Genomic DNA, 20,007 nt, shown 5'->3' with positions numbered 1-20,007 from the left:
CAACAAGGAATTTCAACATGGCTAAGGGGCAATCTTTACAGGATCCTTTCCTGAACGCACTACGCAAGGAACGCGTACCAGTATCCATTTACCTGGTTAATGGCATCAAGTTGCAGGGACAAATCGAGTCTTTCGATCAATTCGTAGTTCTTCTGAAAAACACTGTTAGCCAGATGGTCTACAAACACGCGATCTCCACCGTGGTGCCGGCACGCCCCGTGTCCATGCATCAATATACCGCAGGCACCAATGCCGGCGGTGCCGAAGAGAACGCCTGATATTTCAAGAGGTTATTAAAGCTTGTTTGACCGTTATGAAGGAGGCGAACAGGCTGTCCTTGTTCATGTGGACTTTTCCGCCGAGTCTGACCGGGAAGACCTGGATGAGCTGAAAATGCTCGTAGACTCGGCGGGTGTCACCACCCTGGCCGTACTCACCACCCGCCGCAGCGCTCCCCATCCCAAATTTTATATCGGTACCGGTAAGGCTGAAGAAGTCGCCGAGGCCGTGCGTATGCTGGGCGCCGAGGTGGTGATCTTCAACCATGCCCTGAGTCCCGCCCAAGAGCGGAACCTGGAACGGTTGTTCGAATGCCGGGTCTTGGACAGAACCACGCTGATTTTGGATATCTTTGCCCAACGGGCTCGCACCCACGAGGGCAAGTTGCAGGTGGAGCTGGCCCAGCTCAAGCACCTTTCCACCCGGTTGGTGCGGGGCTGGACTCACCTTGAACGCCAAAAAGGCGGTATCGGCCTGCGCGGCCCGGGTGAAACCCAGTTGGAAACAGACCGTCGCCTGTTGCGCGACCGGATAAACCATATTGAAAAGCGGCTGGAAAAGGTGGCCAAGCAGCGCGAGCAAGGCCGCCGTGCCCGCAGCCGCCGCGAAGTACCAACCCTGTCCTTGGTGGGTTATACCAACGCCGGCAAGTCAACGCTGTTCAACGGCCTGACCAGCGCCGATGTCTACGCTGCCGACCAGCTCTTTGCCACCCTTGACCCTACCCTTCGCAAAGTGCAATTGGCTGACGTGGGCCCGGTTATCCTGGCCGATACCGTGGGTTTTATCCGCCATCTGCCCCATGATTTGGTGGCGGCCTTCAAGGCCACCTTGGAAGAGACCCGCGAGGCCAACCTGTTACTGCATGTGGTGGACGCCGCCGACGAGCGGGCCAGCGATAACACCCAGCAGGTCAATGCGGTACTCAAAGAAATCGAAGCCGACGACGTACCGGTGCTGATGGTCTACAACAAGCTCGATAAACTGGATGACGTGGCGCCCCGTATCGACAGGGCGGATGACGGCAAACCGGTTGCGGTATGGTTGTCGGCGCAAAAACGCCTGGGCCTTGAATTACTGTTCCAGGCGTTATCCGAGCGGTTGGCCGAAGATACCTTTATTGCGACTCTGCAGTTGCCGCCGGCGCAAGGTAAACTGCGCTCAGAGTTATTTTCGCTGCATGCTGTGGCCAAAGAACAAATCGATGAGCAGGGCCAGTGGTTACTCTGGGTGAGGATGCCCCAGGTGGACTGGCAACGGCTCAACAAGCAGAACCAGGGCGCCCCTGAGCGCTTTATCGTCTCTGGTGCTGCTGATAAAGTGCTTTAAGTCACGAGAATTAACGGGAGAAGACAATGGCTTGGAATGAGCCGGGCAACAACAAAGACAAGGACCCCTGGGGTAATAAGCCCCGTGGCGGTAACGACCAAGGTCCGCCCGACTTTGATGAGCTGATGAAAAAGCTCGGGTCCCGCATGGGTGGTGTCTTTGGAGGTGGCAAAGGTAGCGGCGGCTTCTCCTGGGGCGCTGCTGTGGTGGTGCTGATACTGGCGGCTGTGGTGTGGGGCATTTCCGGCTTCTACACCATCAAAAACGCCGAGCAAGGTGTGGTGTTGCACTTTGGCCAGTACAAGGAAACGGTATCGTCCGGCCTGCATTGGAAGCCCACTTTTATCGACAAGGTGTACCCGGTCGATACCCGCACCGTGCGTTCCATCCCCGCTTCAGGCTATATGCTGACCAAAGATGAAAACGTGGTCCGGGTGCAGATTGAAGTGCAGTACAAGGTGAACGATCCCAAGGCCTACAAATTCAACGTTACCGACGCGGTAGACTCGTTGAGCCAGGCGGTGGATGCGTCCCTGCGTTACGTGGTGGGCCATACCACCATGGACGACATCCTCACCACCGGCCGTGAGCAGGTGCGTCGTGATACTTGGGACCTCATCAACAAAACCATCGCTCAATACCATTTGGGTATCGACATCCAGGACGTGAACTTCCTGCCGGCCCGTGCGCCTGACGCGGTGAAAGCCGCCTTTGACGACGCCATCGCCGCCAAGGAAGACGAGCAGCGCTACATCCGTGAAGCCGAAGCTTACGCTTCCGAAGTCGAACCTATTGCCCGTGGTAAGGCGACCCGTATCCTGCAGGAAGCCGATGCCTACAAGCAGCAGGTGGTACTGAAAGCCCAGGGTGAAGTGGCACGCTTCAATAAATTGCTGCCCGAATACGAGGCCAGCCCCAAAGTTACCCGTACCCGTCTGTACCTTGAGACCATTGAGCAGGTGTACGGCAACAGCTCGAAAGTGCTGGTGGACGGTGGCAGTGGCAATCTGATGTACCTGCCGCTGGACAAACTGATGGAGAAGCAGCAAAGCAGCAAGGCCAACGACAATAACGGTGACGAGCTGTTCCAAATTCAGCAGCGCCAAGGCCAGGCCAGCGATAGCGGCTTGTCCAGTTCTGACCCGCGCGGTGTCAACCGCAATGCCGGTCGTACAGGGAGGGACTAAACCATGAAAAAGCTGTTATTTATCCTGGTTATCCTGGCGGTGTTCCTGGGTTACAACTCGGTGTTTGTGGTCTCCGAAGGCCAGCGCGGCCTGGTGCTGCGCTTCCAGCGGGTTAACACTGACGCCCAAGGCAACGCGGTGGTTTACGGCCCCGGCCTGCATTTCAAGGCGCCTTTTGTAGACTCGGTACGGCTCCTTGACGCCCGCCTGCAAAGCCTGGAAGGTGAGCAAGACCGCTTTGTCACCTCCGAGAAAAAGGACCTTATCGTCGATTCCTACGTGAAGTGGCAGATCAGCGATTTCGGCAAGTTCTACGACTCCACCAACCGGGGTAACATGGCTACCGCCGAGAGCCTGCTGAAGAACAAGATCAACAACGGTCTGCGCAGCGAGTTCGGTACCCGTACCATCACCGACATTGTCTCCGGTGAACGCTCCGAAGTGATGGCCGACGCCCTCAAACAGGTCAAGGACAGCTCTCGCGAACTGGGTATCGATGTGGTGGACGTGCGGGTCAAGCAAATCAACCTGCCCACCGAGATCTCCAATTCTATCTACGACCGGATGCGTGCCGAGCGTAACGCCGTTGCCAAAAAACACCGCTCCGAAGGTAAGGAAAAGGCTGAGGTGATCCGCGCCGATATCGACAACAAGGTCACGGTATTACTGGCAGATGCCGAGCGTAAAGCCCGCACCACCCGTGGTGATGGCGATGCGGTGGCGGCCGATATCTACGCCAAGGCCTACGACAAGGATCCGGAGTTTTTCAGCTTCATCCGCACCCTTGAAGCCTACAAGAAGAGCTTCAACGGCGGTAATGACGTCTTGGTGCTCAAGCCGGACGGCGAATTCTTCCGCTACATGAAGGATGCGGATAAGAAAAAATAAAAAACAAAGCCCGGTTCGCCGGGCTTTTTCATGGGGGAAAGTATGCTCAAGCAGCATTATCAACGCTTTTTAAGCCACCATCAGGGCAAGCAGCACTATGCCTGCCATAGTCACCACTTCTGGCCCGACATTACCCGCAGCGCGCAACTGGCCTACTGGGACGACAGCGCCCGCTTGGCCGATGAAAAGTGGGCGATGTTTTTCGGTGAAAAAGTACCGGCGTTGCAGCGCCACATCGCCAAGTTGTTGTCTTTGCCCCAGGCCGAGCAGTTGGTCTTTGCCCCCAACACTCACGAATTCGTGCTGCGGCTACTGTCTTGCCTGCCAAACCACCGCAAGGTGCGGATCCTCACCACCGACAGCGAGTTCCACTCGTTCAGCCGCCAGTGCCAACGCCTAGAAGAAGCGGGCCTTGCCGAGGTGGTGCGGGTGGCGACCCAGCCTTTTGCCAGCTTCGAGGCAAGGCTTATTAGCGAAGCGGCCAAAGGCGGCTGGGATCTGCTGTTTTTCAGTCAGGTGTTTTTTAACTCCGGGGTGGCGGTGAACAACCTTGGCGCCATCGTCAATGCTATACCGGACCCGCAAACCTTGATTGCTATCGATGGCTACCACGGCTTTTGCGCCATACCGACCGATTTAAGTGCCATTGCCCACCGCGCCTTCTACCTTGCCGGCAGTTACAAATATGCCCAGGGCGGCGAGGGCTGCTGCTTTTTAGCGGTGCCACCAGATTGCGCCTTGCGGCCGGTCAATACCGGCTGGTATGCCGAGTTTGGCGCCCTGGAACAACGCCGGGGCCAAACCGCCGCCTATGCCAGCGACGGTATGCGCTTTGCTGGTTCCACCTTTGACATGTCAGCCCTGTACCGGGTGCTGAGCGTGCTGGACTGGTACCAGCGCGACGGTATTACCATTGCGGCAATCCACAGCCACGTGCAGCAGCTGCAGCAGGCTTTTTTGACCGAGCTTGATGCCATTGCTAGCCCGCAACTTAATCGCGGCCAGCTGCTGTGTCATGATCTGGGCCAGCATGGACATTTTTTGACTTTCGCGTTGCCGGATGATGCGGCTACTCAGAGACTGGCTGACTTTTTACGTACCCAAGGTATACTCACCGACCACAGAGGCAACCGTTTGCGTTTTGGCTTTGCTCCCTACCATGAACTGGCCGATATTCGGCTGCAGGCATTGAGGGATCTATGAGCACTTTCCTGCAACTTTGTGCCCTCTGGCTGGTGCTCGAAGGTCTAGGGCCGGCCCTGATGCCAAAAAAGTGGCAACAGCTGATGGCTGAACTATCCCAACAAAATCCCCGCATAATCAGGCAAATAGGGCTGGTTATGTTGGTGCTGGGTGGGCTGTTGGCCTGGTTGGTCAAACATTAGGCCTTAATTCCTTCGGGGGTTTTTTGATAGAATCTGTTTTTAAGCAACGTTCCTAGAGAGACAATGGGCAAAAATGTTGTGGTCCTTGGCACCCAATGGGGTGACGAAGGCAAAGGAAAGGTAGTCGACCTGCTAACCGACAAAGCCGCTTACGTGGTCCGTTATCAAGGCGGTCACAACGCGGGGCACACCTTGGTCATCAACGGCGAAAAAACCGTTCTGCACCTCATTCCCTCCGGTATTCTTCGTGAAAACGTGCAATGCCTCATCGGTAACGGTGTGGTGCTGGCGCCTGACGCCCTGATGCGCGAAATTACCATGCTGGAAGAAAAAGGGGTGCCGGTTAAAGAGCGCCTGAAGATCTCCGAAGCCTGCCCGCTTATCCTCAAATACCATGTCGCCATCGACCAGGCCCGTGAAAAGGCCCGTGGCGCCAAGGCTATCGGTACCACCGGCCGTGGTATCGGCCCTGCCTATGAGGACAAGGTCGCCCGCCGTGCCCTGCGCGTTGGCGATCTGTTCCATCCTGAGCGTTTCGCCGAGAAGCTCAAGGAAGTGCTGGACCACCACAACTTCATGCTGACCCAGTACTACAAGGTTGAGCCGGTTTCCTTCGAAGAAACCCTGGCCGAAGCCAAGGCTACCGCCGAGTATATCAAGGGCATGACCGTTGATGTCACCGACCTGCTGGACAAGGCCCGTAAAGCCGGTGAGCCAATCATGTTCGAAGGGGCCCAGGGCACTCTGCTGGACGTTGACCACGGCACTTACCCCTACGTGACCTCCTCCAACACCACCGCCGGTGGCGTGGCCACCGGCTCCGGTTTTGGCCCTTGTCACCTCGATTACGTGCTGGGTATCGTCAAGGCCTACACCACCCGTGTCGGTGGCGGTCCTTTCCCTACCGAGCTCGATTGCGAAGTCGGCCACCATCTGGGTACCGTGGGCAAGGAATTTGGTGCCACCACCGGCCGTAAGCGCCGCACTGGCTGGTTTGACGCTGTGGTGATGCGCCGCGCCGTGCAAATAAACTCCATCACCGGCTTCTGCCTGACCAAGCTCGACGTCTTGGACGGCCTGGAAACCGTGAAGATCTGCACCGCTTACAAGCTGCCCAGCGGCGAAGTCGTTGAAGTGTCGCCCCTGGCTGCCGAAGACTTCGAAGGCATCGAACTGGTGTACGAAGAGATGCCGGGCTGGAGCGAAAGCACCGTGGGCGTCACTACCCTCGAAGGCCTGCCGGCTGCCGCTCGCGCTTATATCAAGCGCATCGAAGAGTTGACCGGTGTGCCCATCGACATCATCAGCACCGGCCCTGACCGTGTTGAGACCATGGTGCTGCGCCACCCCTTCGCGTGATGGACACTTTGTGAAAAAGGCCGCTTTCAAGCGGCCTTTTTTGTTAAAGCAAAACCCGTGATTGCCGATAGACTAGGGTGTGGAGGTACCTATGTTTGGCCGCAGTCTTTTAATTGTCTTGGCGTTATCCGGCCCGGTGATGGCCGAGGATCTCAAGCCCGTCCAGGTTTATAGCCAGGACGAGCTGCTGGAGCTTATTGCCAAGAACAAGCACCTGCGCCGGGTACTGGACGATGACTGCCAACTGGTGCAGGACATCGAAGCCCGTGCCGAAGTGGCCAAAATTCCCGCTTACCAATTCACCTGGGGCGACATGCTGGCCCATGGCATCTGCGTGCCGACCAATGTCAGCTTGGGGATATCCTACATCCAACGTTCTGCCGACCAAGGCTTGCCTGAGGCCCTGGAACAGCTGGGGCGCTACTACGCCACCGGCAAATGGGTGCAGACCGACATGAACAAGGCCATGCAGCTGCTGCGCATGGCGGTCATGGAGCATAACCTCAAAGCCACCCTGCGCTTTGCCGACTTGGCCATCAAAGGCTACGGCATCCCGCAGGACAAAGAGCTGGCCCTTCGTGAGCTCAAAGGCGCCATCATCCCCAACCGAGACCAATGGCGCCAGGCCAATAACCTGGTGGCTCGCCTCGAAAGGCAACTGCCGGCCACCGTGGTGGCCCAACTCTCTCAGCGGTAAAAATGCCCCATCATTCCTAAGGCGTCTTTAATGGCGCTGGCCGGCGGCTGGCTGCTGCTGGGGTTAAGGTTGTTGTCCATCACCTCGGTTTGCCCGGTCGGGTAGGTCACCACCAGTTCCTTAGGGCTCTTTAGCGCATAGTTGTAATAACTACCCACCAGCAGCCAGGGGCGTGGGCTGCTGTCTGACAGTAGCTTGCCAACGCTGTAGTTGGCGAGTGGCGCCTTGGCCCCAAACACCCCTTGCGCCAGGGTCGGTACCAAATCGAAATGGCTGGTGCGATAGTCCACCTCACCCTGGCCTTGCCCCGGCCAGTGGATCACCAACGGCACCTTGACCTGGGCATCGGAGTAGTTGGAGCCGTGGCCCCAGTAATTCTTGTGGTGGTCGTTAAATTCCTCGCCATGGTCGGCGCTGATGATAATAACGGTGTTATCAAGCAGCCCTTGCTGCTTGAGGTTGGCCAGCAACTTGCCAACCAAGCTGTCGGCATAGCGCACCGCCGTACGGTAACGGTTGCGATAGGGGACTGGGTCAAAATCGTTGTTGAGCTTGATATGGTCGACCCTGTCCCAGTAGGGCTGGAATTTGGGCTCGAAATCGTCCGGAAAATCGTAGGCATGGACGGTGTCGAAGAACAAAAAGCCAAAGAAGGGCTTTTGCTTGTCACGGTCATTCAGGAACGACTCGAACTGGTCGACGGCATTGCGGTCGCGCTTCCAGCGGCGTTCCTCACCGGCTTCGGAATGAATGGGGCGAATGCCGGAGAACACGGTTTTATCAAAGGCCGGGCTGCGCAGGGTAGCCGAGCCATATACCCCGAACTGATATCCGGCGTTTTTAAAAAGATCCATCAACACCGGCGACTGCTGGCTGTCGTCAAAGGCGCCCCAGTAAGTGGCGGGCAGGCTGTAGAACAGCGAGAAGATCCCGGCCTGGGTGGAGTTGCCGCCACTGAAATGATCCAGGTAGCGCTTGGTATCGGGGCTTTTGGCAAAGGCAGTGATGTTGGGGCTGACGGTGCTGTTTAGCTCATCGGCCCGCCAGGTATCAATCAGCACGTACAGTACGTTGAGCTTGGGCGTCACCGTTGCCGTTACCGGGCTTAGCGGATAATGCAGGGCCCCTTTTTCGTGGACATTGAGGGCATCGCTCTCGGGGTGGGCGGTGGCCCAGCCGTGTTTGGCCATAAAGCGCTTGGCGGTAACGGGCTGGTAGATGGGCAGGTTACGGGTCAGGATGGTGATGTGGTTCATGCCCCTGGCGTCGGCGACGGCATGCCAAATCTGACTACTTAAGAAAGCCATAAGAATTGCCGCCCACACTGGCCACTGTCGCCATTGCTTGCTGCTGATACGCCAAAAACCGGTAAATAGCAGCAGCGACAGCAACAAGGCGCCGATGCTGATAAACCAAGTAAGCCAGGAGAATTCAATCACTTCCCCGGGCTGGCTTAAAAAAAGCTGAAACACAAAAGGGCTAAGGTGAAAGCGGTACTGCTCAAAGACTTCCAAGTCTACCCACAGCAGCAGGCCGACCGCCGCCGCCGCTGGCACCAGCAACCAGCCTGAAAACCCCCGCAGCAGCAAGGCCAAAGGCCAGCTGAGAAGGGCACAAAGGCCGGCGATAATGCCGTACCACCCCAACATCGCCAGCAGCAGGTAGCTTAGCGGTGCGGTGGTGAGGTGGGGCATGAAAGCGGTAAATTGCCAAAGCAGCACTGCCACAGGCAGCAGGGCCATCAGCCAGAAGCGGCCGACCCGAGACATCAACGACATGTCATAAAACCTAGGGAAAAAAGCGCCCTATATTGTGCATTCGCCTTCTTTATTCCCCAAGCATTAAAGAGAAACACTATGTTACTCGGTGCTCAAGGGTATAATGGTGGCAAATTCAGCAAATGAGAGCGCCATGCGCGATCAGATAAAGGACCCCTTCGCCGACCGCGAAGCAGAGAAATACGACAATCCCATCCCGAGCCGGGAAGCCATCCTCGAAGAAATGCGCACGCTGGGCAAACCCCAGAGCCTTCGCGCCATGATTAATCACCTGCATCTGGATGATGAAGATCAGCAGGAAGGGCTGCGCCGCCGGCTACGGGCTATGGAACGTGATGGCCAGTTGGTCTTCACTCGCCAAAAAGCTTATGCCCTGACTGAGCGCATGGACCTTATCAAAGGCCGTGTCCAGGGCCACCCTGACGGCTTTGGCTTCGTCAAAGTGGACGAAGGCCAAGACTTGTTCCTGTCACCAACTGAAATGTACAAAGCCTTCAATGGCGATCTGGTGCTGGCCCAAGCCATCAAAACCGACCGCCGTGGCCGCCTGGAAGGGCGCATCGTGCGCGTGTTGGAAGCTCGCTCCTCACAGCTGGTTGGCCGCTATTTTCGCGACGACGGCATCGGTTTTGTGGTGCCGGACGATAAGCGTATTGCCCAGGATATTCTGATCCCCGATGAAGCCCGTGGCGGCGCTCGCGCCGGGCAAGTGGTGGTGCTGGAACTGACCCAGCGCCCCAGCACCCGTTTCAGCCCCGTGGGTAAGATTGTCGAGATCCTTGGTGAGCACATGGCCCCGGGCATGGAAATCGAAATCGCCCTTCGCAGCCACGACCTCCCCCACACTTGGCCCGATGAGCTCAAGGCCGAAATTGCGGGCTTGAGTGAAGAAGTCTTAGAAGAAGACAAGCAAGGCCGGGTGGACCTTCGCGACCTGCCATTGGTCACTATCGATGGCGAAGACGCCCGCGACTTTGACGACGCCGTTTACTGCGAAGCCAAAAAGTCCGGCGGCTGGCGCCTATGGGTGGCCATTGCCGACGTATCCCACTACGTACGCCTGGGCACGGCGCTCGACAAAGAAGCCTACAACCGCGGCAACTCGGTGTATTTCCCCTCCCAGGTAATACCCATGCTGCCCGAGGTGCTCTCCAACGGCCTTTGCTCACTGAACCCGGCGGTGGATCGCCTCTGCATGGTGTGCGAGATGACGGTGTCTGATAAAGGCGCCTTGTCCGGCTCCAAGTTCTACCCAGCCGTGATGCACTCCAAGGCACGGCTCACCTACAACAAGGTCCAGGCCATGCTCGACGGCGACGAACCGCTGCGCGAGCAGTACAGTGCCGTGCTGCCGCACGTCGAAGAGCTGAACCGACTCTTTGAAGCCCTTAAGGGCAGTCGCCGTGAGCGGGGCGCCATCGAGTTTGAAACCCAGGAAACCAAGTTCCTGTTCAACGAAGAGCGCAAGATAGAAAAAGTGGTGCCGCTGCACCGGGTCAAGGCGCATATGATCATCGAAGAGTGCATGATCCTCGCCAACGTTGCCTCGGCCAAGTTTGTGCAAAAGCACAAGGTACCTTGCCTGTACCGGGTGCACGACCTGCCGGACGAAGAAAAGATCTCCAACTTCCACCAGTTTCTGGGCGAGTTGGGACTTTCTATGGGCGGCGGCCTCGAGCCCGAGCCCAAAGACTTTACCAAGCTGCTGGAGAAACTGGGCGACCGCCCCGACGGCGAGCTTATCCAGACCATGCTGCTGCGTTCCATGAAGCAAGCGGTTTATGAGTCGGACTGCCGTGGTCACTTCGGTCTGGCGTTGTCGGCCTATTCCCACTTCACGTCGCCCATTCGCCGTTATCCCGACCTTATCCTGCACCGGGCCATCAAGGCGGTGCTGGCCAAGGAAGCCAAGGAAGACGTCACCGGCAAGGGCGGCTTTGTCTACACCGAAGAGAAAATGGACGCCATGGGCGAACATTGCTCCATGACCGAGCGCCGCGCCGATGACGCCACCCGCGAAGTGGCTGATTGGCTCAAGTGCGAATACATGCAGGATCATGTGGGCGACATCTTTGGCGGTGTGATATCGTCCGCCACCTCTTTTGGCCTGTTCGTGCGCCTGAACGATCTGCTGATCGAAGGCCTGCTGCATGTCACCAGCCTGGAAAACGACTACTACCACTTCGACGCCACCCAGCAAGCCCTGGTGGGTGAACGCACCGGCAAACGCTATCGCCTGGGCGACAGCATCGAGGTGCGGGTAGCGGCGGTGAACCTGGATTCGCGCAAAATCGACCTGGTGCTGGCCAGCGAAGGGCGAAACAGCGGCCGGCCCTCGGTCCGCGAAGGGCTCAAGAGCGGCAAGATAGTCAAAAAAGGCGGCAAAAAAGACGCCGCTCAGGTCCTGGCCGACGGCTTTGCTGGCAAGAAAAAGGGCAAACACAAGCCCAAGCCGTCCAAAGGCGGCAAGAAACCCCATAGTAAGAAGTAAGAGGCATCATGAGTCAGGATTGGATCTTCGGTATTCATGCCATTGAAGGCGCCATCGAGCGCCAGCCGGAGACACTGCTTAAGCTCTGGGTTGCCCGCGAGCGCCAGGACCAACGTTTAGCCGATGTTGTTGCCGACGCGCAAAGCATGGGCCTGGCCATCGAATGGGTGGCCAAAAAGACCCTGGACGAGAAATCCAAAGGCGCCGTGCATCAAGGCGTGATGGCCGAGATAAAAGCGGCCAAGGCGCTCAACGAAAACAAGTTGGCTGAGTTACTGGAAAGGGCTCAGCAGCCGCTGCTGCTGGTGCTTGATGGCGTGACCGACCCCCACAACCTGGGGGCCTGTTTGCGTACGGCCGATGCCGCCGGTGCCACGGCGGTTATCGTGCCCAAGAACAACTCGGCCAGCCTCAACGCCACGGTGCGTAAAGTCGCCTGTGGCGCGGCAGAGACGGTGCCCTTGGTAGAAGTGACCAACCTGGCCCGCACCCTTCGCAGCTTGAAGGAGCAGGGGGTGTGGATAGTGGGAACGGCCGGCGAAACCGATAAAACCCTTTATGGTACCCGCCTGACCGGCCCGATGGCGCTGGTCATGGGGGCCGAGGGCAAAGGGCTTCGCCGCCTGACCCGCGAGCACTGCGACGAACTGGTGGCCATTCCCATGGCGGGGCTGGTATCCAGCCTCAACGTGTCGGTGGCTACCGGCGTGTGCCTGTTCGAAATCGTGCGCCAGCGTCAGAACGTATAAAGCAGGTTCAAGGTGGAGTGGGTGTCGAAGTTGGATTTATCGGCATCCACCACTTCTGAATAGCGGTAATAAAAGCCCAGTTTCAACGCTAAATCGTCCCACAGCTGGTTAGTGAGGGACGCATCCAGTACGCCGGTGGTGTTTTGTATACCGGCTTCCAGATCCAAACCGATGTTAAAGCGGGTTCGCTCATGAATGCGGCGCTCAAACTTGAGGGCGGTGCGGATAATGGCCTCGTTAATCTGGCTTTTATCGCTGTCATCGGGCGGCGCCTGCAGGCGATAACCTGGGCCTATCTCGAACTTGAGCGAGGTAAAACGGCGGCTGATGAGGTTGGTACCGTAACCGGACGACAGTGAGGTTTCCGAGCTGTAGGAGCCGAAGCGGTCGAAGATCTGGCTGCCACGCAGGAACAGGTAGTGGTCGGCCCACATCTTTAAGTCTGACTGCAGCTGCAATTGGTATTCTTCGGCGCTGGTGGAGTTGCTGTCCTGGGCGTAGTTGGACATAAACACCACTTCTTGGTGGGTTTGGTCGGTGTCCATGGCCACTTTCAGGCGGGTGTTGTAGCTTTCGGTGTTGGTGTTGCCGTTGTAATAAGACAGGCCGACTTCCGCTTCCGAGGCGAAACGGTATTCTGCCTTGGACTTGCCATAATAAGGCGGTACCAGCGCCCAGGCATTGGACACCACCAACAGCAATAACAACCCCAAAAAACGCATCTATCTCATCCCCTAGTAAGACGGCTTTCCCTGCCCTGACTGCGCCAGTATGCCAGCCTCGCTAGGGTATAAAAATCTGCCTTGTATGAAAATCCTCGATTCTGTAGAATTTGCGCCCTTGTATCGGCCGTTCTAATCAATCTCCTTGCCTCCCCACCGGTCCGCGGTCGAGCCGGGTTGTGAGGCTACTAACCCGTAAGGAGCAATCATGCGTCATTACGAAATCGTGATCATGGTTCACCCTGATCAAAGCGAGCAGGTTCCGGGCATGATCGAGCGCTACACTGGTGCCATCAAAAATGGCGGCGGTGAAGTAACTCGCCTGGAAGACTGGGGCCGCCGTCAACTGGCTTACCCGATCAACAAGCTGCACAAGGCTCACTACGTTCTGCTGAACGTTGAAACCTCTCAAGAAGTGGTTGACGAGCTGGAAAGCACCTTCCGCTTCAACGACGCTATCCTGCGTCACGCCATCATGCGTACCAAGCACGCTGTGACCGAAGTTTCTCCTATGGCCAAGGCCAAGGAAGAGCGTCGTGACCGTCGTGACGATCGCGAAGATAGCGTTGAAGCCGAAGAGGCCAGCGCCGAGTAAGGCAAGTGCAACGTAATCGGGTGCAGTTGGACGGGCATCTTGCCAAGGCGCCAAGGCGCAGCAAGAGTCCGGTTGGGATCCCACACTGCCAGTTCTGGCTGGAGCATTACTCCTCTCAGAGCGAGGCCAATATGGCCAGGCAGGCGAAGCTGCGAATAGCAGTGGTTGCCAGTGGTGAAGACCTTGAACAACAAACCCGGCTATTAGAGATGGGGTCGGCAGTGACCGTGACCGGATTTCTGGTCAGCCATATGGGCCGAGACGGCCTGGCCAAAGTGGTACTGCATGCCCAGCACATCGAATTGTTGAATTAGGAGATAAGCCCCATGGCCCGTTTCTTCCGTCGTCGCAAGTTCTGCCGTTTCACTGCAGAAGGCGTCACTGAAATCGATTACAAAGACATCGCAACTCTGAAGAACTACATCACCGAGAGCGGCAAGATCGTACCTAGCCGTATCACCGGTACCAGCGCCAAGTATCAGCGCCAGCTGGCCCGTGCTATCAAGCGCGCCCGCTACCTGGCTCTGCTGCCTTACACCGACCTGCACAAGTAAGGTCCGTCCTGGGATAGAGTTGAGAGGAATCGTCAATGAACGTTATTCTGTTGGACAAGATCGCTAACCTGGGCAGCCTGGGTGATCAAGTCAAAGTTAAAGCTGGTTACGCTCGTAACTTCCTGATCCCGCAGGGTAAAGCTGTTATGGCTACCCGCGACAACGTTGCTCACTTCGAAGCGCGTCGCGCCGAACTGGAAGCCAAACTGGCTGAAGTTCTGGCTGCTGCCGAAGCTCGTGCCGAGCAGGTTAAAGGTCTGGAAAGCGTTGAAATCGCTGCCAAAGCCGGTGATGAAGGCAAACTGTTCGGTTCTATCGGTACTCGCGATATCGCCGACGCCATCAGCGCCAAAGGCGTAGCCGTTGCCAAGTCCGAAGTTAAACTGCCCGAAGGCGCCCTGCGCTCTACCGGCGAGTTCGACATCGAGCTGCAACTGCACAGCGATGTATTCGCTAACGTTAAAGTGGTTGTGGTTGCTGAAGCCTAAGCTTCGCGACTTCACTACCAAAAAAGCCGCCTTCGGGCGGCTTTTTTTATGGCTGGTGTTGGTTGGCCTAACCCTCTTTTTGCAAGGCGGCCAGCATGCGCTCGGCCAGCTCCTGGCCGGCCAGCCAGGCCCCTTCCACTCGGGCGCCGTGGCTCCAATCACCACCACAACCGAGACGCAGGCGCTGATCAAAACCGCTGGCACCGTCGAGGTTACCTCTTGCAAAGCGCCAGCGTTTGGCGATGGCTTCATCCGGTTTACGGGCTGGCACCCCCAGCAGCTTGAAGAATTGCTCACTGAGGATGCTTACGACCTCTTCGGGCTCAAGCTCCATGTGGCTGGCGCTCCAGTCGCTGGTGGCGTGAACAACCCAGCGCTGGGGCTGGGCCAAGCGGCCGGGTTTGTCGGAGTCCAGAGCCAGCCAGTCGATGCTGTCGTTCTCTACAAAGGCGGCATTGATCTCGGTATCAAGAGCCTGGGTGAAGGCCAGGCCTAGGGCCCAGGTCGGCTGCATGCGCACCTTGCGGGCCAGCATGGCCAGGCGTGGGCTGGCGCTCACCAATGGCACGGCCTGGGGCGCCGGGGTGGTGACTAACAGACCATCGAAGGGGCCAAAGGCTTCACCTCGGGTGTTCTCAAGCCACCATTGTTCATCCCGGTGATGGCAGCCGCAGATGGTTTGGCCGCAGCGGACATCCAGATTACTTTCCAAAAAACGGGTAATGGCACCCATATGGGGCAGGCCGACATAGCGCTGCACCACATCCTGGGTATGCAGACGGCTGCTGCTGGACAGTTGATAAGGCGTGACCAGCCATTCGGTGGCGATCCCTTGGGCTATCCAGTTGCCTAATTCGTCGATAAAGCGCGGGTGCCGGGCAGTAAAGTACTGGGCGCCAAGGTCAAAACTCCCCCATTGGCTGGTACGGCTGCTCATGCGGCCGCCGCTGGCTTGGCATTTTTCAAAGATGGTGGGGGTGAGTCCGTGTCCCTGCAAGATCCGGGCAGCGGTGATACCACTTAACCCGGCGCCGATGATGGCGATACTAGTCATATCAACCTCTTGACTGCCTGGGTGCTTTGTAAATCAGCATAACCCCCTTTATCGGGGCTGTCAGGGGATCAATGTCAATACTGTGCTTAAGCACAAGATAGGGGCGCAAAGCCTGATGGCGACAACCGGGCTGAATAACAGGAACACCAAGGCCATGCCAAAGAAACCATGGGCCAGCCAAACCTCGCTGTGGTGGATAGGCCACCACGCCAAGGCGACCAGCGACAGTAAGCCGATACGTATCCCTGTAGGCAAAACCATCTCGAACCCCATCAAATGATAACTATTATCAATAATGGCTAGGTTATACGAGGCTGAAGGCTTCTGCCAGTAGTTGGCGGGTAAAATGTGCGCGTAGGTAAAAGCCCTTGGGCTGGACAGCCACCAGTTGACCCTCGGCATTGCGGGCCTGGACCTTGACTCTGCCGTTGGCGGCTTTGGGCCTTAATTGCAGCACCTGGCCCTTGTGGGCACTTATCTCATCAAAGTGTCCCAGGGCTAGCTGTTCTACCAGCTCTTCCCAATCTTGGCGCAGTGCTTGCTCTTGGACGGGGTTGGGGCGCCACAGCAGCGGCGTGGCAACAACCCGCTCGGCCGGGGCCAGTTGCCGCTCGGCGAGGATGGGGATCCACAGCACGCAGGCCAGTTTTTGGCGCACATGGCTGGTTTCCCAGGTAACGCCCTGCCAGCCCTCGGCTGGCGCGACGGCCACAAAGGTGCTTTCCAGCGGTTTGCCATGCCTGTCTACCGGCAGGGTTTTAAGCTCTACGCCCAGATGGGGGAAGTCGGGCTCTGGCTTGGAGCCGGCCTTGGCGCCCAAGAGGGTTTCGAGCAGCATGCCCATCCAGCCTTTCTCGCGGCGCAGGTGCCCCGGGATGCCAAGACCGGCAATTTCGCCCAGTTGGCCAAGGTTGTAGCCAGCCAGGCTGTTGGCTCTGGCCATCAGCTGTTCCAGGCTTTGCGGGGGTTCGGGGTGCGGATGGGGCGTTTGCATGACCGAGATTCTACTGGCAAAACGGCGCTTTGGGTGTACAGATCTTGGGCAGTCGCCTGATCTTGGTTTATACACAGCGCGATCGTTCCATTACTGCATGATCTTTAAAGGATTCTTTTCACCAACTTGCTGCAGAACCATGAATACCCAAGGGCTCGGGGCTAACTATCCACATTCTCATACACAAAAATCTGGGATAACTGCCAAAGACGGGCAGTGGGTGCCGGCCGCTGTGTAGAAATCGGCCTTTATCTGTGGATTAAATGCCGTTGATTAACTCCTGAGCGAATAAAGTTACCCACATCGAAAAACACAAACGATCAGATCCCCAAGTGCTGTCAATGGATCGAAGCGATCGCTTTTTATAAATTAACCCTTTTAAAAACAATGTCTAATTTGATTTTCCAGTTCGTGCTGTTCGCCACTTGCCTGATACCCATCAGCTCTCCTGATTTTACTCACCAGTTTATCAACACCACTGTCCACAGAATATGTGTATGGATGACAGTGTAAGGCTGTGGATAACCTTGGGTTGATGGGGTAGTTGTTCCACAGCCCCGGCTCCTGGCCTCGAATTCCTTTTGCTGGTCAATCATATCTGTGGAACAATCCAAGCAATAACGCACTGTTTTGAGGCTGGCATGATCGATAACGACGGTTTCCGTCCAAATGTCGGCATAGTGATTTGCAATCAGCAGGGCCAGGTGCTGTGGGCCCGTCGCCGGGGACAACATTCCTGGCAGTTTCCCCAAGGCGGTATCAATGATGGGGAATCGGCAGAGCAGGCCATGTATCGCGAGCTCTGGGAAGAAGTCGGACTCAAACGCAAGGACGTGAAGGTCCTGGCGGTATCGCGCCACTGGCTGCGCTATCGCCTGCCCAAGCGAATGGTACGTAAGGAACAGGCACCGGTCTGTATCGGCCAGAAACAGAAATGGTTCCTGCTGCAACTCACCTCAGCCGAATCGGCCGTGGACCTAGGGGCCACCGGGCACCCGGAATTTGATGATTGGCGCTGGGTCAGCTACTGGTATCCAGTAAGGCAGGTGGTTTCGTTTAAACGCGACGTCTACCGCCGAGTAATGAAGGAGTTTGCAACCCAAGCCATGCCTTTTGGGCGCCAGGATAGAAGAAGGGCCTAACGCCCGGCCTTGCGCCAAAGGTGGCTTTGGTCATTTTGGGGGAACCATAGATGTTGACGCAGTTGCAGCGGATAGTGCAGCAGGTCAACAGCGCCGCCTCATTGGATCAGGCGGTCAGCTGGCTGGTCACTGCCATCTGCGAGCTGATGAATACAGAAGTCTGCTCCATCTACCTGGCAGACGCTGATGTTGGCCAATTACAACTGCTGGCCACACAGGGCCTGACTTTGCCACCTGGCACCATTTGCACCTTGTCTTACCAAGAAGGCCTGGTCGGGCTGGTCGCCTCCCGCGAAGAAGCCATCAACCTAGCCGACGCCCAAAACCATCCCGCTTTTAAACTCATCGAAGAACTCAACGAAGAGCTGTTCCAGTCCTTCCTCGGGGTGCCCATTATCTATCGGCGCCGGGTGCTGGGAGTATTGACCGTCCAGCAGCGCGACGCCCGGGTCTTTGATTCCGAAGAAGAAGCCTGCCTGGTGACCCTGGCCAACCAGCTGGCGCCGGCACTAGCCAACGTGGAAGAGCGCACCCGCCTTTTGCGGGCGCAAACTGGCTGGAAACGCTCGGCCACTGGCCTTGCCGGCTCGCCGGGTATTGGTATGGGCGCGTGCCTGGTTCGTATTCCGGCTATGACCTTTGACGATCTGCCCCAAGAAGGGGAGGTGGAGGTATCCGTTGAGCTCAAGCGTTTTGAGCAGGCCATCGACAGTACCCAGCAAAGCCTTAGAGCCCTTGCCAAACGGCTGGATTTGCCCAGCCAAACCCAGGCTATTTTCGAACTCTATGTACAGCTGCTGGCTCCGGCGAGCCTGGGCGACCCGGTACGGGCCTTGATCCGTGCCGGCACCCGCGCCGAGTGGGCCCTCAAAGCGGTAGTAGAAGAGGCCATCGACAAATTCTCGGCCATGGAAGACAGCTACCTCAAGGAGCGGGCCACCGATCTCAAAGATGTAGGGCTTAGGCTGTTACAAGCGCTTTGTGTCGGGCAGATTAATAAGGCTATTCCCGACGACGACCTTATCCTGGTCGCTGACGAAGTCACCGCCACCATGGTGGCCGAAGTGCCCCGCGAGCGCCTCAAAGGCATCGTTTCGCGCCGGGGCTCGGGCCATTCCCATGCCGCCATCCTGGCCAGGGCCATCGGTATACCGGCGGTGCTGGGGGTGTCGTCACTGCCGCTGTCGGCGCTGCCGGGGCGGCGGATGATCATCGACGGTTACACCGGGCGCTGCTTTATCGACCCAGAGCCTGGCCTTGAGCGCGAATATCGCCGCCTTATTCTCGAAGAAGCCACCATTTCCAAGGACGTGCTGGCCAGTGCCCAGGGCCCGGCTCTTAGCCAGGACGGCGAGCGGGTCAAGGTGTACATCAATGCCGGGCTGTCTGCCGACACCGACGTGGCGGCGGGGCAGGGGGCGGACGGTGTTGGTCTGTATCGCACCGAAGTGCCCTTTATGCTGGCCAGCCGTTTTCCGGGAGAAGAAGAGCAGTTCAGGCTCTACTCCCATGTGCTGTCGCGCTACCCCGGGCTGCCGGTTACGCTGCGCACCCTCGATGTGGGCGGCGATAAACCACTGCCTTACCTGCCTATTGAAGAGGACAACCCCTTCCTTGGCTGGCGCGGTATTCGCATCACCCTGGACCAACCGGATATCTTCCTTATCCAGCTCAAAGCCATGCTCAGGGCCCACCAGCACCACGGCAACCTGCAAATTCTGCTGCCGATGATCTCCTCGGTAGCCGAGGTAGACGAGGCCCTGCGCCTGATGCGCCAGGCCCATTTCGAGCTTTGCGAAGCTATGGGCGCCTTTGAGTTGCCCAAGGTTGGGGTGATGGTGGAGGTGCCCGCTTCCTTATACCTGCTGCCAGCACTGGCAGAACGGGTACAGTTTGTTTCCGTTGGCAGTAACGACCTCACCCAATACCTGTTGGCGGTGGACCGCAACAACCCCCGGGTGGCGGAATTGTTTCGGCCATTCCACCCGGCGGTGGTGCAGGCCCTTGCCCAAATTCAGCGCCAATGCCAGGAGCTGGGATTGCCGGTGTCGGTATGCGGGGAAATGGCTGGAGAGCCCCTGGGCTTTACGCTTTTGCTGGCGCTGGGCTATCGGCACCTTTCCATGAACGCCAGCCAGGTGGCCAGAGCCAAGCACCTGTTGAAGAAGCTGTCCCTGGCTGATTTGGAAAAACTGCGCCCGCAACTTTTGGCCAGCCTCGACGCCGACGAACTGGGTTGGCAGCTACGTGAGCCCCTGACCCAGGCCGGTTTTGCCCATTGGTTAAGGGCGGGCCGCTAAGGTACTATGGACGCCT

The 20,007-nt window shown here is 57.6% G+C and carries 21 protein-coding genes; 17 read left to right on the top strand and 4 right to left on the bottom strand.

Features of this window, described 5'->3' with window-relative positions; genetic code table 11:
* Nucleotides 1-17 precede the first annotated feature (17 nt).
* From hfq to EDC28_RS16620, 8 genes are all read left to right on the top strand, one after another.
* A complete protein-coding gene (gene hfq, locus EDC28_RS16655) occupies nucleotides 18-278 on the top strand; it encodes an RNA chaperone Hfq (protein WP_050659862.1) in 261 nt (86 codons plus the stop codon).
* 22 nt (nucleotides 279-300) lie between these two features.
* Nucleotides 301-1,608: a ribosome rescue GTPase HflX gene (hflX, locus tag EDC28_RS16650; protein ID WP_050659861.1), complete on the top strand. Its 1,308-nt coding sequence runs from the start codon at nucleotides 301-303 to the stop codon at nucleotides 1,606-1,608.
* Between the two features lie 26 nt (nucleotides 1,609-1,634).
* Complete coding sequence (gene hflK, locus EDC28_RS16645) at nucleotides 1,635-2,795, top strand: FtsH protease activity modulator HflK (RefSeq protein ID WP_123422352.1); 1,161 nt, start codon at nucleotides 1,635-1,637, stop codon at nucleotides 2,793-2,795.
* Nucleotides 2,796-2,798: 3 nt separating this feature from the next.
* Entirely contained in the window at nucleotides 2,799-3,683 is an 885-nt protein-coding gene (gene hflC, locus EDC28_RS16640) for a protease modulator HflC (protein WP_123422351.1), read from the top strand.
* A gap of 42 nt (nucleotides 3,684-3,725) precedes the next feature.
* Nucleotides 3,726-4,886 carry an aminotransferase class V-fold PLP-dependent enzyme gene (locus tag EDC28_RS16635; RefSeq protein ID WP_123422350.1) on the top strand — a complete coding sequence of 387 codons (1,161 nt, stop codon included), beginning with the start codon at nucleotides 3,726-3,728 and terminating at the stop codon, nucleotides 4,884-4,886.
* The gene (locus EDC28_RS20520) at nucleotides 4,883-5,068 is read left to right on the top strand and encodes a DUF2065 domain-containing protein (RefSeq protein WP_050659857.1); all 186 of its coding nucleotides are present in this window, start codon (nucleotides 4,883-4,885) and stop codon (nucleotides 5,066-5,068) included. Before EDC28_RS16635 ends, EDC28_RS20520 begins: the two co-directional genes overlap by 4 nt.
* Nucleotides 5,069-5,131: 63 nt before the next feature.
* Complete coding sequence (locus EDC28_RS16625) at nucleotides 5,132-6,427, top strand: adenylosuccinate synthase (protein WP_050659856.1); 1,296 nt, start codon at nucleotides 5,132-5,134, stop codon at nucleotides 6,425-6,427.
* Nucleotides 6,428-6,518: 91 nt separating this feature from the next.
* On the top strand, nucleotides 6,519-7,124 hold the full coding sequence (locus tag EDC28_RS16620; protein ID WP_050659855.1) for a tetratricopeptide repeat protein: 606 nt from the start codon (nucleotides 6,519-6,521) through the stop codon (nucleotides 7,122-7,124).
* On the opposite strand, the gene EDC28_RS16615 is transcribed toward EDC28_RS16620, so the two are convergent.
* On the bottom strand, nucleotides 7,115-8,902 hold the full coding sequence (locus tag EDC28_RS16615) for a sulfatase-like hydrolase/transferase (protein ID WP_123422349.1): 1,788 nt from the start codon (nucleotides 8,900-8,902) through the stop codon (nucleotides 7,115-7,117). The two genes, EDC28_RS16620 and EDC28_RS16615, sit on opposite strands and share 10 nt — an antisense overlap.
* Nucleotides 8,903-9,035: 133 nt before the next feature.
* On the opposite strand from EDC28_RS16615, the gene rnr reads away from it, so the two are divergent.
* Nucleotides 9,036-11,393, top strand: coding sequence for a ribonuclease R (rnr, locus tag EDC28_RS16610; RefSeq protein WP_050659853.1), 2,358 nt, complete (start codon nucleotides 9,036-9,038; stop codon nucleotides 11,391-11,393).
* Nucleotides 11,394-11,401: 8 nt separating this feature from the next.
* Nucleotides 11,402-12,142 carry a 23S rRNA (guanosine(2251)-2'-O)-methyltransferase RlmB gene (rlmB, locus tag EDC28_RS16605; RefSeq protein ID WP_050659852.1) on the top strand — a complete coding sequence of 247 codons (741 nt, stop codon included), beginning with the start codon at nucleotides 11,402-11,404 and terminating at the stop codon, nucleotides 12,140-12,142.
* On the opposite strand, the gene EDC28_RS16600 is transcribed toward rlmB, so the two are convergent.
* Nucleotides 12,130-12,864, bottom strand: coding sequence for a DUF481 domain-containing protein (locus tag EDC28_RS16600; RefSeq protein ID WP_050659851.1), 735 nt, complete (start codon nucleotides 12,862-12,864; stop codon nucleotides 12,130-12,132). The two genes, rlmB and EDC28_RS16600, sit on opposite strands and share 13 nt — an antisense overlap.
* A 208-nt stretch (nucleotides 12,865-13,072) precedes the next feature.
* On the opposite strand from EDC28_RS16600, the gene rpsF reads away from it, so the two are divergent.
* The 4 genes from rpsF to rplI are packed head-to-tail and all read left to right on the top strand — an operon-like array spanning nucleotide 13,073 to nucleotide 14,501.
* Complete coding sequence (gene rpsF / locus EDC28_RS16595; protein WP_050659850.1) at nucleotides 13,073-13,459, top strand: 30S ribosomal protein S6; 387 nt, start codon at nucleotides 13,073-13,075, stop codon at nucleotides 13,457-13,459.
* Nucleotides 13,460-13,464: 5 nt separating this feature from the next.
* Nucleotides 13,465-13,773 carry a primosomal replication protein N gene (gene priB / locus EDC28_RS16590; protein WP_050659849.1) on the top strand — a complete coding sequence of 103 codons (309 nt, stop codon included), beginning with the start codon at nucleotides 13,465-13,467 and terminating at the stop codon, nucleotides 13,771-13,773.
* A 12-nt stretch (nucleotides 13,774-13,785) separates the two neighbouring features.
* The gene (gene rpsR / locus EDC28_RS16585; protein ID WP_008486569.1) at nucleotides 13,786-14,013 is read left to right on the top strand and encodes a 30S ribosomal protein S18; all 228 of its coding nucleotides are present in this window, start codon (nucleotides 13,786-13,788) and stop codon (nucleotides 14,011-14,013) included.
* Nucleotides 14,014-14,048: 35 nt separating this feature from the next.
* Entirely contained in the window at nucleotides 14,049-14,501 is a 453-nt protein-coding gene (gene rplI, locus EDC28_RS16580; protein WP_050659848.1) for a 50S ribosomal protein L9, read from the top strand.
* 67 nt (nucleotides 14,502-14,568) lie between these two features.
* Here rplI and EDC28_RS16575 read toward each other — a convergent pair whose 3' ends face one another.
* A complete protein-coding gene (locus EDC28_RS16575) occupies nucleotides 14,569-15,555 on the bottom strand; it encodes an NAD(P)/FAD-dependent oxidoreductase (RefSeq protein WP_050659847.1) in 987 nt (328 codons plus the stop codon).
* Between the two features lie 154 nt (nucleotides 15,556-15,709).
* Between EDC28_RS16575 and EDC28_RS20425 the strand changes: the two genes are divergently transcribed.
* Nucleotides 15,710-15,835, top strand: a complete 126-nt coding sequence (locus EDC28_RS20425; protein WP_280530861.1) for a hypothetical protein — start codon at nucleotides 15,710-15,712, stop codon at nucleotides 15,833-15,835.
* A 24-nt stretch (nucleotides 15,836-15,859) separates the two neighbouring features.
* On the opposite strand, the gene mutH is transcribed toward EDC28_RS20425, so the two are convergent.
* The gene (gene mutH, locus EDC28_RS16565) at nucleotides 15,860-16,549 is read right to left on the bottom strand and encodes a DNA mismatch repair endonuclease MutH (protein ID WP_050659845.1); all 690 of its coding nucleotides are present in this window, start codon (nucleotides 16,547-16,549) and stop codon (nucleotides 15,860-15,862) included.
* Nucleotides 16,550-17,190: 641 nt separating this feature from the next.
* On the opposite strand from mutH, the gene rppH reads away from it, so the two are divergent.
* Together rppH and ptsP are read left to right on the top strand one after the other, a co-directional pair.
* Complete coding sequence (gene rppH / locus EDC28_RS16560; RefSeq protein WP_050659844.1) at nucleotides 17,191-17,691, top strand: RNA pyrophosphohydrolase; 501 nt, start codon at nucleotides 17,191-17,193, stop codon at nucleotides 17,689-17,691.
* Nucleotides 17,692-17,741: 50 nt separating this feature from the next.
* Complete coding sequence (gene ptsP, locus EDC28_RS16555) at nucleotides 17,742-19,991, top strand: phosphoenolpyruvate--protein phosphotransferase (RefSeq protein ID WP_050659843.1); 2,250 nt, start codon at nucleotides 17,742-17,744, stop codon at nucleotides 19,989-19,991.
* Nucleotides 19,992-20,007: the final 16 nt, after the last annotated feature.

The sequence above is a fragment of the Gallaecimonas pentaromativorans genome (genome assembly GCF_003751625.1).
GTDB lineage: Bacteria > Pseudomonadota > Gammaproteobacteria > Enterobacterales > Gallaecimonadaceae > Gallaecimonas > Gallaecimonas pentaromativorans.
The sequence above is the reverse complement of the archived record's forward strand: the minus strand, read 5'-3'. Positions and strand labels throughout refer to the sequence as shown.

Bases quoted from the DNA above. Each gene is read 5' to 3' on its own strand.
- EDC28_RS20520 (WP_050659857.1), top strand. From the start codon at position 4,883: ATGAGCACTTTCCTGCAACTTTGTGCCCTCTGGCTGGTGCTCGAAGGT.
- hflC (WP_123422351.1), top strand. From the start codon at position 2,799: ATGAAAAAGCTGTTATTTATCCTGGTTATCCTGGCGGTGTTCCTGGGT.
- EDC28_RS16575 (WP_050659847.1), bottom strand. From the start codon at position 15,555: ATGACTAGTATCGCCATCATCGGCGCCGGGTTAAGTGGTATCACCGCT.
- ptsP (WP_050659843.1), top strand. From the start codon at position 17,742: ATGTTGACGCAGTTGCAGCGGATAGTGCAGCAGGTCAACAGCGCCGCC.
- rpsR (WP_008486569.1), top strand. From the start codon at position 13,786: ATGGCCCGTTTCTTCCGTCGTCGCAAGTTCTGCCGTTTCACTGCAGAA.
- rlmB (WP_050659852.1), top strand. From the start codon at position 11,402: ATGAGTCAGGATTGGATCTTCGGTATTCATGCCATTGAAGGCGCCATC.
- EDC28_RS16625 (WP_050659856.1), top strand. From the start codon at position 5,132: ATGGGCAAAAATGTTGTGGTCCTTGGCACCCAATGGGGTGACGAAGGC.
- EDC28_RS20425 (WP_280530861.1), top strand. From the start codon at position 15,710: ATGCCAAAGAAACCATGGGCCAGCCAAACCTCGCTGTGGTGGATAGGC.
- rnr (WP_050659853.1), top strand. From the start codon at position 9,036: ATGCGCGATCAGATAAAGGACCCCTTCGCCGACCGCGAAGCAGAGAAA.
- mutH (WP_050659845.1), bottom strand. From the start codon at position 16,549: ATGCAAACGCCCCATCCGCACCCCGAACCCCCGCAAAGCCTGGAACAG.
- hflK (WP_123422352.1), top strand. From the start codon at position 1,635: ATGGCTTGGAATGAGCCGGGCAACAACAAAGACAAGGACCCCTGGGGT.
- EDC28_RS16620 (WP_050659855.1), top strand. From the start codon at position 6,519: ATGTTTGGCCGCAGTCTTTTAATTGTCTTGGCGTTATCCGGCCCGGTG.
- EDC28_RS16600 (WP_050659851.1), bottom strand. From the start codon at position 12,864: ATGCGTTTTTTGGGGTTGTTATTGCTGTTGGTGGTGTCCAATGCCTGG.
- hfq (WP_050659862.1), top strand. From the start codon at position 18: ATGGCTAAGGGGCAATCTTTACAGGATCCTTTCCTGAACGCACTACGC.
- rplI (WP_050659848.1), top strand. From the start codon at position 14,049: ATGAACGTTATTCTGTTGGACAAGATCGCTAACCTGGGCAGCCTGGGT.
- EDC28_RS16615 (WP_123422349.1), bottom strand. From the start codon at position 8,902: ATGTCGTTGATGTCTCGGGTCGGCCGCTTCTGGCTGATGGCCCTGCTG.
- rppH (WP_050659844.1), top strand. From the start codon at position 17,191: ATGATCGATAACGACGGTTTCCGTCCAAATGTCGGCATAGTGATTTGC.
- EDC28_RS16635 (WP_123422350.1), top strand. From the start codon at position 3,726: ATGCTCAAGCAGCATTATCAACGCTTTTTAAGCCACCATCAGGGCAAG.
- rpsF (WP_050659850.1), top strand. From the start codon at position 13,073: ATGCGTCATTACGAAATCGTGATCATGGTTCACCCTGATCAAAGCGAG.